Origin of the sequence: Candidatus Hepatoplasma crinochetorum Av (assembly GCF_000582535.1) — a bacterium.
Taxonomy (GTDB): Bacteria; Bacillota_I; Bacilli_A; order Mycoplasmatales; family Hepatoplasmataceae; genus Hepatoplasma; species Hepatoplasma crinochetorum.
Genome location: NZ_CP006932.1, coordinates 346,416 through 362,033, shown reverse-complemented (window position 1 = coordinate 362,033; position 15,618 = coordinate 346,416). Strand labels below are relative to the sequence as shown.

The window sequence follows — 15,618 nt, the reverse complement described above, 5'->3', positions numbered from 1 at the left end:
TTGGATAAATATGAAATATTATTCTTTTAAAAGGAATTGAACCATCTGTTTTCAAATTATATCCCACTATTGATAATAATCTAACTCCCCCTTCTCTTTTTATTCTAATTTTAGTTAAAAAAAATATCTTGATACTCTTTTTTATATTTATTTATTTTTTTACTATATTTATCTATTTTATTTTCCAATCCGCTATATAAAATTGAATTATTCTCACTTGAATTTTTTAATTTTAAAAATTCGTTAAAATTTTTTTTGATTTCATAAATTTTCTTAAATTTTTCATCATATCAATGAATAAATGAGTGAAACTTTTTATCAATTTCTTTAATTTCATTTTTAAATTCTTTCAAACAAAATAAAACTATTAAATCAGGTTTTTCACTTTGAAAATTATTTGTTTCTATACTTAATTTATAATTATTTTTATTATAATTTTCCATATTAATCACAAACTATATTATCTTATATCAGTAAATATTGTAATATTTTGATGGTTCAATAAAAATTTAAGAAATAAAGAATCATTTTTTTTCTTATTTTCTATTTTATTTAAAATTTGCTTTTTATTATTTCCTAATATTAAAAGATTTATTTCCTTACTTTTATAAAAAATATCTTTTATTCCCATTGTAATTGCAAGATGTGGATGGTCTTTTTCTTCTTTAAATCTGTTTCTAATTGAACGATCAGATAATCCAATTATTTTAGTTTGATTAATTAATTTTCCATCTAAGTGATTAAAAGAAATTTTAAAATCGTCATCTAAATAAAGTAAAGTAAAATCAAAAAAGGAAATGTTATTAATAATTTGATTATAAGAATAAACATCTTTTGGAAAATGAAAATTTTCTTGTTTGATATCGATTTTTTTAATTAAATTATTATCAATTATTTTATTTAATGAATCTACTTTTTCTTGAATTGAATTTATATATTCACTTAAAATAAAAACTTTAGATTGAACAAAACTAATTATTTGATTTTGATATTTATTTACAATTTGTTGATAGAGACTTATTAATTCTTTTTCAGAAGTAATCAGTAAATTAGCATCTTCTTTTTCTTTTATTATATTTATGACTTTAGTAGAAATGATATCTAATATTTGATTCGTCTCACTACGAATTATTTTCATCTTTTTGATCTTTTTTAATATTTTCTCCTTTTTTTTCTTTTTCAATTCGATCTGTTAATTTTTTCTCTTCTTTTGAATATTCTCTTAAAAGTTTTTTAATTGGGATACTTTCAACATCTTTTTCTTCTTTATGTTGTTTTTCAATTTCTTCTTCTTTTGCCTCTCTTTTTATTTTTTCTTTTTTTGTTTCTAATTCTTTTCCTCCAACATAAACATTTTTAATTGCAAAATCTTTCCGATTTAAAATTAAAATATCAGCATCATAGCCTTTTTTTATTTTTCCTTTATTTAAATTTAATAATTCTGCAGCATTTGTTGATGTTGCATAAATACATTTTTCAAGGGATGCTCCTAATAATCGTCAATATTTAAAAGCATTAAGCATTGTGTGCACAGAACCAACAATTTGTCCATGGTTATTATATACTGCATCATCCTTTTTTTCAAAGTAACGATTAAAAATTACATATTCTCCATCTTCTAATCCTTTTACATGTAAAGAATCAGTAATTAATATTAAATGTTTCTTATCTTTTTTCTTGTAAATTTTTTTAGTTTCTCGAAAACTATTATGAATCCCATCATTTATAAATTCAATATATATTTTTTTATTCTTAAGTCCATATTTTGCCAAACTATCATTTTTTTCCCCAAGTTTAATCATTGCATGATTAAAATGTGTTATTCCATTAATAGATTTTCCCATTATGTCTTTTTTTTCTGCTTTTGTATGTCCGGCAAAAATTTTAATTTTATTTGTATTTAAAATATCCAATACTTCTTGATCAACATCTTTTGGATCTAAAGTCATAATTTTTATTGTATGAAGATAATTATTAAAATATTTATCTAAATTATAGAAAGTCAATTTTCTTACAGATAATCTATCAAAAAAACTGCCTGGTTTTTCCTCACTAATAAAAGGTCCTTCGATATGTCATCCCAAAAAATTTGCTCCATTTACATTCTCTCTCATTAAATCTGAAATATTTTCTAGTGAATCTCTTAAACTTTTTACATCAATTGTTGGTAAAGTTCCAACAACAGAAGTAACTCCTTCATGTAATGCCACATCTTTTAAATATTTAATTGCATATTCTTTTTTTCCGCTTAATCAATCAAAACCATAACCACCATAAGTATGAATATCAATAAATCCAGGAATAATTAAAAAATCATCAACATAATCTTTTTTATCTAAATACTCAATATTAGCAATTTTATCGTTCCTGATTGTAATTCTTATTTTCTGGTTTTTGTAGTCGTATCCACTAATTGTTTTTTCCATTTGAATAAATTTAACCTTAGTTTTTTAAATTATTTACTGTAATTTTATAAATTATAATATATTTATATATAATCTCTTTATCTCTTAGAATTTCATTTATTAAATCCTAAGATATTTAGATAAATAAAAAAATAGGATAAAGTATGGAAAAAAAATTTGATCATCTTTTAATAGAAAAAAAATGACAAAATCATTGAGATAAATATAATATTTTTTATACAAATTTAAATTCTAAAAAAAATAAATATTATACTTTGGATATGTTTCCTTATCCTTCTGGCGCTGGATTACATGTTGGTCATCCTGAAGGATATACAGCAACAGATATCATTGCAAGAATGAAAAAAATGCAAGGATATGAAGTTTTACATCCGATTGGTTTTGATGCTTTTGGCCTTCCTGCAGAACAATATGCAATAAAAACAGGTAACTCTCCTATTGAATTTACTAATAAAAATATTAATAATTTTCGTAATCAGTTAAAAAAATTTGGATTTAGCTTTGATTGAACAAAAGAAATAAATACAACTGATAAAAATTATTTTAAAATTACACAAGTAATTTTTGCAATGCTTTATAAAAATGGATTAGCAGAACTTAAAGAAATAGATGTTAATTGATCGCCTTCTTTAAATACAGTATTGGCGAATGAAGAAGTAATTTTAAATAAAAAAGGAGAACGAGTTTCAGAACGAGATGAACTTCCTGTTTATAATAAAAAAATGAAACAATGAGTTCTTAAAATTACAAAGTATGCCGATCGTTTATTTAAAGGATTATCATATCTCGATTGACCAGAATCAGTAAAAAATTTACAAAAAAATTGAATTTATTTAAAAGATCATAATGATAATTTTACTGATAAATTACATTTAAAAGATTGAATTTTTGCGAGACAAAGATATTGAGGGGAACCATTTCCAATTATTCATTTTGAAAATGGAGAAATCTATTTAATTCCGGAAGAAGAATATCCAATTGAATTACCAAATATTAAAAATTACAACTTTAATCAAGATGGAAAACCTGCTCTAAGTCATGCTAAAAATTGAATTAATGTAGAAATAAATGGTAAAAAAGGAACAAGAGATTTAAATACAATGCCACAATGAGCTGGTTCATGCTGATATTATATTGCGTATTTATTAAAAAAAGATGATCAAACTTATTTAGATTTAAATTCTATTGAAGCTAAAAAAATTATAAATAAATGATTACCAGTTGATCTTTATATTGGAGGACAAGAACATGCAGTTTTACACTTACTTTATGCAAGATTTTGACATTTATTTTTATATGATCAAAAGATCACAAAAGTAAAAGAACCATTTATTTGTTTATTTAATCAAGGAATGATTTTAGGTCCAAATGGACAAAAAATGTCCAAATCTAAAGGGAATATTATAAATCCTGATCTAATAATAGAAAAATATGGAGCTGATACATTAAGAGTTTATTTAATGTTTATGGGTCCTCTTGCTGATGATAAACCTTGATCAGAAGAATCAATTAATGGTATTTATAATTGATTACAAAGAGTTTATCGCTTATTTGTTGATGAAACAAATTTAAAAATTGTAAAAGAAGCAGATCAAGAAATGAAAGAAAAATTTAATAAATTTTTAATAAAAATTGAAAAAGATTTTGAACATTTAAAATTTAATACGGCTATTTCCGAAATGATGATTTTTGTGAATTTTTTTTATAAAAAGAAAAATATTACAAAAAATATAAGAATTTCTTTTCTTAAAATTTTATCTTGTTATGCTCCACATATATCAGAAGAAATTGCTTTTTTAACAGAAAAAAAAATTATTAATTTTTTTAATCAAACTTGACCTAAAAAATATACAATAAAAAAGAAAGAACAAAACAAGATTTACCTTGTACAAATAAATGGCAAAATTAGAGGTAAAATCTTAGAAGAAAATTCAATAAATATTAAAAATATCTCTGAATTAAAAAAATATTTAGAGAATAATTTTAAAAAATATTTTCAAGATAAAAGTGATTATAAGTTAAGAATAATCAAAGACAAAATTATCGTAATAGATTTTAAATAAAAGTATTATAATAATCTAAATTTTTAGTAAATTTATTAGAGAAACAAAAGAAAAAAAGGATGTAATATAAACACATTATGAAGTTTGTGTATTTTTCATTGACCGGAAATACAAAAAAAATCGCAGATAAACTTGCTTTATTTGAGTGCCAAGAAATTAAAAAAGATTTATTTATTAATGATAAATATATTTTAATTGCTTCATCAGTTGGTTTTGGACAAATTCAATCAGAAGTTAAAGATTTTCTTACAAAAAATAGTAAAAATATGATTGGTGTAATTGGATCTGGGAATAGAAATTGAGGACAGAGTTATTGCAAAGCAGCAAAAACAATTGCAAAAGATTATGATGTTAAATATTTTGCTAGTATTGAATTGGCCGGAACAACAACACAGATTGTAGAATTAAGAAAAAATATATTGGAGTATCTAAATGGAAATTAATTATCACGAACATTTAATTGATATTAAATTAAATAATCAAATAAAATTAAAAAACAAAGAAGAAGATTTTTATCAATTAGAAAAAGATAAAATAGCAAGAGACATTTTTCTTGCAAATTTTTATAAAAATTATCAATTTGTAAAAAATGGCTATGAAAAAGTAAAAAGTTTAGTTGATCTTAATCTTTATAATCCGATTGTTTTAAAATGATATTCAAAACAAGATATTAATGATCTTTATAATTTTTTACTATCAGCAAATCATCTTTTTGATTCTTATATGGCTGCAAAGAAATTTTTAAATGAATATACATTAAAATCAACTGATAAAAATATTAATTATGAAGATTATTTTGATCGTGTTTTAATTTTGTCTTTATATCTTGGTCGTGGTAATTATGAAATTGCAAAAGCAATTGCAGATGAAATTATAAATGGTCGCTATCAACCGGCAACACCAACAATGCAAGATGCAGGAAGAATAAATTCAGGAGAAATGATTTCTTGTTTTTTATTAGAAATGGATGATAATTTAAATTCAATAAATTATATTTTAGGAACTTCAATGCATCTTTCAAAAATTGGTGGAGGAGTTGCTGTTAATCTTTCTAAAATAAGATCAAGAGGTTCATCTTTAAGAGGAATTAGAAATATAACAGCAGGAATAATGCCCATTTTAAAATTATTAGAAGATAGTTTTTCTTTTGCTAATAAACTAGATCAAAGAAATGGGGCAGGGGCAGCTTATTTAAATGTTTTTCATAAAGATGTAATGGAATTTTTAGATACAAAAAAAATTAATGCAGATGAAAAACATCGAATTCAATTTCTTTCTTTAGGACTTATTGTTAGTGATAAAATGTTTAATCTTGCAAAAGAAAATAAAATTATGGCTCTTTTTTCTCCTCATGATGTTAAAAAATATTATAAAAAAGATTTAGATGATCTTGATATTAATAATTATTATGAAAAATTAGAAAAAGATCAAAGAATTAGTAAAAATTATATTCCGGCAAGAAAATTACTTTTAAAAATTGCCCAAACACAACTTGAATCGGGCTATCCTTATATTATGTATAAAGATAATGCAAATAAAGTTCATCCTTTAAAAGAAATTGGTCAAATTAAAATGAGCAATCTTTGTACAGAGATATTTCAATTACAAGAAACTTCAATTATAAATAATTATGAAGAAAAAGATCAAATTAAAAGAGATGTTTTATGTAATTTAGGTTCTTTAAATATTGCAAAGATTATGGAAAATAAAGATATTGAAAAAACAGTTTCAATCGCAATGGAAGCATTAACTTCAGTTACTGATCTTAGTGAATTAAAATTTGCACCTGGAATAGATAAAGCAAATAAAGAATTACATGCTGTTGGATTAGGAGCTTTAAATTTACACGGATATCTTGCAAAAAATAGAATAAGATATGAAGCAAGAGAAGCAAGAGAATTTGCAAGTGTTTTTTTTAGTGCTGTTAATTTTTATTCAATTAAAAAATCAATGGAAATTGCAATTAGAGAGAAAAAACAATTTAAAGATTTTGATAAATCAGAGTATGCAAATGGTAATTATTTTAAAAAATACTTTGTAGAAGATTTTTCACCAAAATCAGAAAAAATCAAAGAATTATTTAAAGATATAAAATTACCAACAATTGAAGATTGAAAAGAATTGGCTAATAATGTAAAAAAATATGGTCTTTATCATGCTTATCGTTTAGCAGTAGCACCAAATCAATCAACAGCTTATATTGCAAATGCAACTCCATCAGTGATGCCTATTACTTCAATAATTGAAGCAAGAACATATGCAAATTCAATTACTTATTATCCGATGCCTTATTTAAAAAAAGAAAATATCTTATTTTATAAAACTGCCTACAATATGGATCAAAAAAAAATTATTGATATGGTAGCTACAATTCAAGAGCATATTGATCAAGGTGTATCAACAATTCTTTATGTTGATAGTTCAATTTCAACAAAAGAGTTAGTAAAATATTATCTTTATGCAAATAGAAAAGGTTTAAAAGCTTTATATTATACAAGAACAAGAAATTTAAAAATAGAGGAATGTGAAACTTGCCATGCTTAATAAAAAAGAAAAAATTATAAAAGCAATAAATTGAAATAAAATTGAAAATAGTTTTACAAAATTATTTTGAGATCAAAATATCAGACAATTTTGAGTAGATGAAGAAATTTCATTAGTAGAAGACCGTAAACATTGAGATAAATTAACAAAAGCAGAAAAAGATACATATGAAAAAGTATTAGCTGGTCTTACTTTATTAGATACAGAACAAGGGGGTGTCGGAATGCCTCTTATTTTAGAAAAAATTGATGATTTACATATAAAAGCAGTTTTTTCTTTTATGGGAGCAATGGAACAAATGCATGCAAAATCATATTCTACAATTTTTTCTACTTTATCTAGTTCCGAAAGAATTAATGAACTTTTTAATTGAGTAGAGAATAATAAATATTTACAATATAAAGTAAATAAAGTTGATTATTATTATCGTAAGATAAATAATCAAGAAGAATTATTTTTTGCACTCACAACATCAGTTTTATTAGAAACCTTTTTGTTTTATTCAGGTTTCTTTTATCCTTTATGATTTTCTGGACAAGGAAAATTAGTAGGTTCAGGAGAGATTATTAATCTTATTATTCGCGATGAATCTGTTCATGGAACTTTTGTTGGTTTAATAGCACAAAAAATTTTCAAAAAATTTGATCAATCTACAAAAGATAAATTAACAAAAAAAGTATATGAATTAATGTTAGATCTTTATCAAAATGAAATTAAATATACAAAAGATCTTTATAATAAAGTTAATCTTGCTGATGAGGTAATTAAATTTATTCAATATAATGCTGATAAAGCACTTATGAATTTTGGATTTGAACCTTATTTTAATGTAATTGATGAGGATATTAATCCAATTATTTTAAATGGACTTGATACAGAAACAAAGACTCATGATTTTTTCTCTACTAAAGGAAATGGATATATTAAACCTATTATTCATGATGAATTAAGTGATGAGGATTTTGATGATTTTTAAAATAAAAGAAATTTAAAATTAATATATGATGTAAAGATGAGAAAAGAAAAAACAAGTTTTTTATATTATTTAGATTTAAATAAAATTACAGTTTTTTTTCTAAAAAAATTGTTTTTTTCTTTTTGGTTTTATTTTTTAGTTATTCTTGTTCCTTTTTTATTTTGTTTTTCTTTCCTTACACAAACTCCTGATTTTTTGGTAATAGATAGTGTAATTACTTTTTCTGTAATTTTTAATGTTTTGCTTTTTTATGGAATCTTATTTTTTAATTTTCATCGATCACACTTTTATCCTTTAATTAGTCAGAAATTTAATGATCGAAAAATTCTTATTTATTTTCCCATTTTTTTAAATTTAATAATTGTTGTAATATTTACAACAATTATTGCAATTTGCTTTTTTGCAATATTTGAAAGTTTAGACTGATTATTTTTGCAAACTTGAACATATAATGATAATTATTATTATCAAATAAAAGATATTAAAGATTTTGATTGAGGGCTTTTAATTTATTATTTAATAATTACTTTTTTAGTTACTTTTACTCTTGCTTTTTTAATTCAAACTTTAAGTAATAATTTTAATACATATCTTTTATTTTGCTTATTTATAATAATTCTTGAAATTCTTTTTTCTGGTACTTTTGGAATAGTTTCTGCATTTGATACACCAAGATTTAAAGAAGGAACAGAAGATAATCTTTTATATAGTTACAATCAAAATACACAAGTTCTTACTTTTAAACCTTATTTTGATCGTAATGATCCAGATTTTTATGATAAAAGATTTTTTACAGATTTTTCCGTTTATCGATTTATTCAGATGTTTAATCCTTATTATTATCTTACAGCATGAGGGCAATTTGATATTTTTGTTGATTTTTATCGAACTACATCACTTACACTTCCTGGAATAGATCCAATATCGATAAATCCTAATGATCCTAGTACATGAGTAAAATATGATTATATAATGTTTTCATTTACAAATTGATTGTGATCTAGTTATATTTTTGTTCCCTATATTTTTGTTTTTTTCTACGGAATTTTAGGAATTATAATTACAAAGAAAGTAAAAATATATCATAATTAAAGTATTATTATAGAAATAAATTTTAAAGCTTAGATGAATAAAAATAGTAGAAATATAAATTGAATAAATCTTACTTCATTTTATTTTAATAAAATGGTTTTATCAATTTGATTTTATATTTTTCTGATTTTTGTTCCTTTAATGATATCAATTTCTTTTTATACAATCCTACCAGCTTTTCTTACAATTAACGATATATTTGCATTTACAATTGTATTAAATGTTTTAATTTTTTATGGAATCTTATTTTTTAATTTTCGTAGATCACATTTTTATCCATTAGTAAAACAAAAATTTAAAAGTAAATTATTTATTTATATTCCTTTATTTTTAAATTTAATTATTGTTAGTATTATTACTTTTTTAATTACCCTTTTTATTACTTTTATTTTTATGCAATTAGATTGGATGGCAATCGCAAATTGAACTAATGCAGATCATTATTACGAAATAAAAGATATTTCGGATTATCGATGAGGGATTTTAATTTATTATATTGCAATTATTTTTTTTATTACTTTTATGCTTGCTTTTTTAATTCAAGCGATAAGTAGGAGTTTTAATAGTTATATTTTAATTTCAATTTTTTTATTTGTCTTTTTTTTCTTTTTTTCGGGAGTATTAGAAATAACTATATTTTTAAATCCAGTACCTAGTAATAATCCTGATGATCTTTTATATAGTTATGATCCTGTTAATCGAGTTATTACTTTTAAACCTTATTTTGATTATAATGATCCCTATTTTATTGAGAAAGAATTTTTTAGAACATTTACATTCCGTAATTTTTTAGAGATGATAAATCCATATTACTGAATTACAAAATGAGGACAATTTGATATTTTTATTGATAATTATCGTATTACAACAATTATGCTTCCAGGAATTGGTTTACCAAATGATCAGTTAATAATAAATGCAAGTGATCCTAATACATGAGTTTTACTTAAATATCAAATGTTTTCATTTAAGAGTTTATTATGATCTTGTTATCTTTTTCTTCCTTATTTTTTTATTTTATTTTATGGTTTTTTAGGAATTATAATTTTGAAAGTAAAGAAAATATATCATAATTAAAATAATAAAAGGAATCAAATTATTCAGATAATTATTTTACTATAAAAAATGGATTATTTTAATTTTGAAAAAAATATAAATTTAGTAAATCTTACTAACCTCTATTTTAAAAAAATGATGTTATCATTTTGATTTTATATATTAGTAATTTTTATTCCTTTTTTATTTTGTATTTCTTTTTTTACGAATACGCCTTCTTATTTAGTAATTGATAGTGTATTTGCTTTTTCTGTTGTATTTAATGTTCTTATATTTTATGGAATTTTATTTTTTAATGTTAGAAGATCACATTTTTATATATTAATAACACAAAAATTTAATAATAATAAAATATATGTTTATCTTCCGATCTTTTTGAATTTAATAATAGTTGTAATTTTTACTTTTACTGTTACTCTTTTTATTACATATTTATTTCTTCAATTTGATTTAATGTCAGTTCCTGGTTGAAATTCTCCTGATCATTATTATCATATTCGAAGCATTTCTGATTATCGATGAGGAATTTTTATCTATTATCTTATTATTTTTTTCCTAATTACTTTTGTTCTTGCTTTTTTAATCCAAAATTTAAGTAAAACTTTTAATAGATTTATGATAATTTCAATTTTTTTATTTGTTTTATTTGTTGTTTTTTCCGGTACTTTAGAAATTTCTGCTTTTTTAGGTCCAGTACCTAGTAGCAATCCAAATGATATTTTATATAGTTATAATCAAGATAGTCAAATTGTTACATTTAAACCTTATTTTAATCGTAATGATCCATTAAATATTCAAAATAAGTATTTTTATAAATTTACATTTCGTAATTTTATGCAGATGATAAATCCTTATTATTGAATTACAAAATGAGGACAATATGATATGCTTTTTAATAATTATCGTAATACAACATTACTTCTTCCAGGAATAGGTCTTCCTAATAATCAATTAATAATTGATGTAAATGATCCTAGTACATGAGTTTTATTTAAATATCAGATGTTTAGTTTTAAATGTTTATTGTGGTCTTCTTATATTTTGGTTCCTTATTTATTCATTTTGTTTTATGGTTTTTTAGGAATTTTTATTGCAAAAAAAGAGAAAAATATATAATAATTAGAAGTATTATATGATAATTATGTTTAATATAATTTTTTTATAATTTGAAAAAATGAAAATTTTTAAAATTTATAGAAATATAAATTGAATAAATCTTACAGTTCTATATTTTAGAAAAATGATTTTGTCATTTTGATTTTATATATTAATATTATTTGTTCCTCTTATATTTACAATTGCTTTTTATACAAGCTTTCCCTCTTATTTAGTAATTGATAGTGTATTTGCATTTACAATTGTATTTAATGTATTTATCTTTTATGGAATGCTTTTTTTTAATTTTCGTAGGTCTCATTTTTATATATTAGTAAAACAAAAAGTTAATAATAAATTATATATATATCTTCCGATATTTTTAAATTTAATAATTGTAGCATTTGCTACTTTTTTAGTTACATTATTTATTACTTTTATTTTTATGCAATTAGATTTGATGGCAATTTCTAGTTGAAACTCTCCTGATCATCATTATCAAATAAGAAATATTACTGATTATCGATGAGGAATTTTTATCTACTATCTTATTATTATTTTCTTAATTACTTTTGTTCTTGCTTTTTTAATTCAAAATTTAAGTAAAAATTTTGCTAATTTTATTTTAATTTCAATATTTTTATTTATTATTTTTATTATGTTTTCAGGAACACTAGAAGTTGATATTTTTTTCAATCCAACTCCAAGTAGTAATCCAAATGATATTTTATATAGCTATAATCAAGAAAGTCAAATTATTACTTTTAAACCTTATTTTGATCGAAATATTTCAATTGAAAAAAGATATTTTAATACATTTACATTTCGTAATTTTATGCAGATGATAAATCCTTATTATTGAATTACAAAATGAGGACAATTTGATATGCTTTATGATACTTTTCGTTATGTAACTATTACTCTTCCAGGAATAAATCTTCCTAATGATCAAATTATAATTGATATAAATAATCCTAGTACATGAGTTTTATTTAAGTATCAAATGTTTAGTTTCAAATGTCTATTATGATCTGCTTATATTATAATTCCTTATTTTTATATTTTATTTTTAGGAAGTGTTGGATTAATCTTATCTAAAAGTAAAAAAACTATTTAAAATAATATTTTACTATTACATTATTTATTCTTGTGATTATATTTTTTTTGTTTCCTAGAAATATTTATTTTAAAAAATCTAAAATAATCATAATTTAATTAATAAATCTATTTGTAAAAGATATAATTTTTTTAGTATGAAAAAATTAAATTCAAATCAGATAAGAAAATTATGAATTGATTTTTTTACAGAAAAAAATCACTTATTAATTCCTTCTTCTTCTTTAATTCCAAAAAATGATAATTCACTTTTATGAATAAATTCAGGAATTGCAACTTTAAAAAAATATTTTAGTGCAGAAAAAAAACCACCAAGCAAACGTCTTGTTAATTATCAGCGTTCAATTAGAACAGGCGATATTGATAAAATTGGAATTACCGCAAGACATCAAACATTTTTTGAAATGCTTGGTAATTTTTCAATTGGTGATTATTTTAAAAAAGAAGCAATTGATTATGCTTATGAGTTGCTTTTTTCAGAAAAATATTTTGCTTTTTCGAAAGAAAAAATTTATATTACAGTATTTGAAGATGATAATGAAGCATATAATTTTTGAATTAAAAAAAGCATTGCAAAAAATCATATTTTTAAAATGGGTCGAGATACTAATTTTTGAGATATCGGAAAGGGACCTTGTGGTCCATCTACAGAAATTTTTTATGATCGAGGAATAAATTTTGATAAACGAGATGCTAAAACATTAATTGAAAGAGATATTGAAAATGATAGATTTATTGAAATTTGAAATATTGTCTTTTCTGAATTTAATAATGATGGAAATAATAATTATAAAGAATTACCACAGAAAAATATTGATACAGGTGCAGGACTTGAAAGATTAGCAATGATATTTCAAAAAACACCAACCAATTTTGAATCAGATATTTTTAAACCAATAATTAAAGAATTAGAAAAATTATCAACTTATAAATATTTATGGAATTATCATCCTACAAAATTATTAAAAGAAAATAAAAAACAATGAGAAATTAATAGTGAATTTAAAAAAATTGCAGATTTTACTAGATCAATTACTTTTATGTTAGCTGATCAAGCTAATTTTAGTTCTACAGGCAGAGGATATGTTATTAGAAGATTATTAAGAGAATCAATAATTATTGCGGAGCAATTAGAAATTAATTATGATTTTTTTACAAATTTAATTCCTATAATTTGTCAAAATGAAAAGCAAGCTTATCCTCATTTATTATTAAATCAAGAAAAAATTTTAAATTTAATTTTTGATGAAGCAGATAAATTTAATAAAACATATACACAAGCTCTTAAAATTCTTTTTGAATATAAAGAATTAAATAAATTAGATACAGATCATTTATTTAAATTACATGAAACATATGGATTACCTTTAAATTTAAGTTATCTTAAAAAAATTGCAAAAAAATATCAGATAGAAGTCGATTATAAAAGATTAGCATATTTAAATGATCAATTTAAATTAAAATCTAAACAAAATACTAATTTTACAAAAGGGATGAAAATACAAAAAAAATTATTTCCTAACTTTAAAAATACAGAATTTTTAGGTTATAAAGATTATCAAAAAATAATAAAAGCAAAAGTAATTGCAATTAAAGATAATTATTTAGTTTGTGATAAAACAATTTTTTATGCAACTTCTGGAGGACAAGAATCTGATTTAGGAACAATTGATAATATAAATGTTCTTACTGTATTTAAAACAGAAAATGATCTATTTATTCATTTGCTAGAGGAAAATCCTTTTAAAATAGGACAAGAAGTATCATTAAAAATTGATCTTGATCGTAGAGAAAAATTAACAAAAAATCATTCTGCTACACATTTATTATTTAAAGCTTTAGAAATTACACTTAATCAAACTTTAAAACAAGAGGGATCTAAAGTAGATTCTTCTTATTTAAGATTTGATTTTGCTTATAGTAAAAATCTTCTATGAGAGGATTTAAAAAAAGCAGAAAAAATTGTAAATGATTGAATTAGAAAAGGATTTAAATCGGAAATTAAAATTCTTAAATTAGAAGATGCTTTAAAATTAAATCCAGGTTATCTTGAAACAAAAAATTATAAGGATTTTGTTCGTGTTGTTAAATTAAATGAAAAAACTATTGATCTTTGTGGAGGAACACATGTTGATAATATCAAGATAATTGAGGAAATTAAAATTGTAAAATTAGAAAAAAAAGGTTCAGGAGTTTATCGATTAATTGCGATAAGTGGAAAAGAAGAAATCAAAAAATATTTAATTTCACAAAATATTGAATTATTAAATAAAAAAGGGAATAATTTAATAAAAAAAATTGATCAATTAATTTATGAAAATAAGAAAGTTATTTCATCAGAAAAATTAATTGATTTAAATAATATTAAACAAGAAATTTTAAATTTAAATTTAAGTGATGATAATTTTAAATTTAAATTAAATAATATAATTATAAAAAGTAAAGATATTTTTGATTTTATCAATAATTTAAAAAACGAAAAATTAAAAAGCAAATTAGAAAAGATATTAGAGCAAAATAAAAATTTAATTTATTATGATTTAGAAAATTTTTTACAAAAAGATTTAATTGCAATTTCTCTTCAAGTAATTAAAAATTATCAAAATAAAACATTATTTCTTGCTTTGTTTAAAGATGATAAATATACATTATTTATCATTTTAGGGAAAAATAATTTATTTATAAATGAAATTGATCATTTTATTGAAATTTTGAAAAAAAATGGTTTACAAGGGGGAGGGAAAAATCAACTATATATTTTTGGTGGAAGAGTTATTAATTTAATAAAAATAAAAGAAATCATTAAAAAATTTATCGAGGAAAAAGAAAATGCGTAAATTAGCGATTGATGTTGGAGAAAAAAGTCTCGGCGTTTGTATTAGTGATAAGAATAATATTATTGCAATTCCTTTAAAAAATTATTTTTTTGAAAGATTTAATTTTGAAGAAGCTTCTTTAATAATTTTAGATTTACTAGAGAAATATAAGGACTTAGATACATTAATTATTGGTTATCCCCTTAAAACAAATGGAACAAAAACAAAGGCAACAGAATATGTTGAAATTTTCTTAAAATATCTTAAAGCAAAAATTAATCAAGATATTAAAATTTTTTTGTTTGATGAAAGATTTACAACTAAAAGAGCAGAAGAAATTATTAAAAATAAGAAAATAGATTATAAGAAAAATAAAGATTTATTTGCTGCTTATGTTATGCTTACAGATTATTTACAGAAAGTTTAAATTTAAA

Annotated in this window: 13 protein-coding genes and 2 pseudogenes; 12 read left to right on the top strand and 3 right to left on the bottom strand. The window is 21.6% G+C overall.

The annotated features are described in order from the left end of the window. Positions 1–110: 110 nt before the first annotated feature. From X271_RS01575 to X271_RS01565, 3 genes are read right to left on the bottom strand one after another with little or no spacing between them, the layout of a single operon-like run. On the bottom strand, positions 111–443 hold the full coding sequence (locus X271_RS01575) for a hypothetical protein (protein ID WP_025208722.1): 333 nt from the start codon (positions 441–443) through the stop codon (positions 111–113). A gap of 17 nt (positions 444–460) precedes the next feature. Continuing rightward, positions 461–1,138, bottom strand: a complete 678-nt coding sequence (locus X271_RS01570) for a sugar phosphate isomerase family (RefSeq protein ID WP_128824172.1) — start codon at positions 1,136–1,138, stop codon at positions 461–463. Beyond that, positions 1,122–2,426 (bottom strand): N-acetylglucosamine-6-phosphate deacetylase, encoded by a 1,305-nt coding sequence (locus X271_RS01565; protein ID WP_025208720.1) that lies wholly within the window; start codon positions 2,424–2,426, stop codon positions 1,122–1,124. The genes X271_RS01570 and X271_RS01565 overlap by 17 nt, the downstream gene beginning before the upstream one ends. A 143-nt stretch (positions 2,427–2,569) precedes the next feature. On the opposite strand from X271_RS01565, the pseudogene X271_RS03415 reads away from it, so the two are divergent. The 12 genes and pseudogenes from X271_RS03415 to ruvX form a co-directional block, all read left to right on the top strand. Continuing rightward, a pseudogene (locus tag X271_RS03415) lies at positions 2,570–3,025 on the top strand (class I tRNA ligase family protein); the annotation flags it as partial. A 123-nt stretch (positions 3,026–3,148) separates the two neighbouring features. Continuing rightward, positions 3,149–3,901: pseudogene (locus X271_RS03410) on the top strand (class I tRNA ligase family protein); the annotation flags it as partial. After that, positions 3,887–4,489 (top strand): class I tRNA ligase family protein, encoded by a 603-nt coding sequence (locus X271_RS03405; RefSeq protein ID WP_420021769.1) that lies wholly within the window; start codon positions 3,887–3,889, stop codon positions 4,487–4,489. The pseudogene X271_RS03410 and the gene X271_RS03405, both read left to right, overlap by 15 nt. A gap of 77 nt (positions 4,490–4,566) precedes the next feature. Beyond that, positions 4,567–4,932 (top strand): class Ib ribonucleoside-diphosphate reductase assembly flavoprotein NrdI, encoded by a 366-nt coding sequence (gene nrdI / locus X271_RS01555; protein ID WP_025208718.1) that lies wholly within the window; start codon positions 4,567–4,569, stop codon positions 4,930–4,932. Next, the gene (nrdE, locus tag X271_RS01550) at positions 4,922–7,033 is read left to right on the top strand and encodes a class 1b ribonucleoside-diphosphate reductase subunit alpha (RefSeq protein WP_025208717.1); all 2,112 of its coding nucleotides are present in this window, start codon (positions 4,922–4,924) and stop codon (positions 7,031–7,033) included. Before nrdI ends, nrdE begins: the two co-directional genes overlap by 11 nt. Then, entirely contained in the window at positions 7,026–8,009 is a 984-nt protein-coding gene (gene nrdF / locus X271_RS01545) for a class 1b ribonucleoside-diphosphate reductase subunit beta (protein WP_025208716.1), read from the top strand. The genes nrdE and nrdF overlap by 8 nt, the downstream gene beginning before the upstream one ends. A gap of 36 nt (positions 8,010–8,045) precedes the next feature. Continuing rightward, complete coding sequence (locus X271_RS01540; protein ID WP_025208715.1) at positions 8,046–9,101, top strand: hypothetical protein; 1,056 nt, start codon at positions 8,046–8,048, stop codon at positions 9,099–9,101. 33 nt (positions 9,102–9,134) lie between these two features. Then, on the top strand, positions 9,135–10,178 hold the full coding sequence (locus X271_RS01535; protein ID WP_025208714.1) for a hypothetical protein: 1,044 nt from the start codon (positions 9,135–9,137) through the stop codon (positions 10,176–10,178). Positions 10,179–10,226: 48 nt separating this feature from the next. After that, complete coding sequence (locus X271_RS01530; protein ID WP_025208713.1) at positions 10,227–11,273, top strand: hypothetical protein; 1,047 nt, start codon at positions 10,227–10,229, stop codon at positions 11,271–11,273. A 58-nt stretch (positions 11,274–11,331) separates the two neighbouring features. After that, on the top strand, positions 11,332–12,369 hold the full coding sequence (locus tag X271_RS01525) for a hypothetical protein (protein WP_025208712.1): 1,038 nt from the start codon (positions 11,332–11,334) through the stop codon (positions 12,367–12,369). 136 nt (positions 12,370–12,505) lie between these two features. Continuing rightward, entirely contained in the window at positions 12,506–15,205 is a 2,700-nt protein-coding gene (gene alaS, locus X271_RS01520) for an alanine--tRNA ligase (protein ID WP_025208711.1), read from the top strand. Further along, positions 15,198–15,611, top strand: a complete 414-nt coding sequence (ruvX, locus tag X271_RS01515; protein ID WP_025208710.1) for a Holliday junction resolvase RuvX — start codon at positions 15,198–15,200, stop codon at positions 15,609–15,611. The genes alaS and ruvX overlap by 8 nt, the downstream gene beginning before the upstream one ends. The last annotated feature ends 7 nt before the right edge of the window (positions 15,612–15,618 follow it).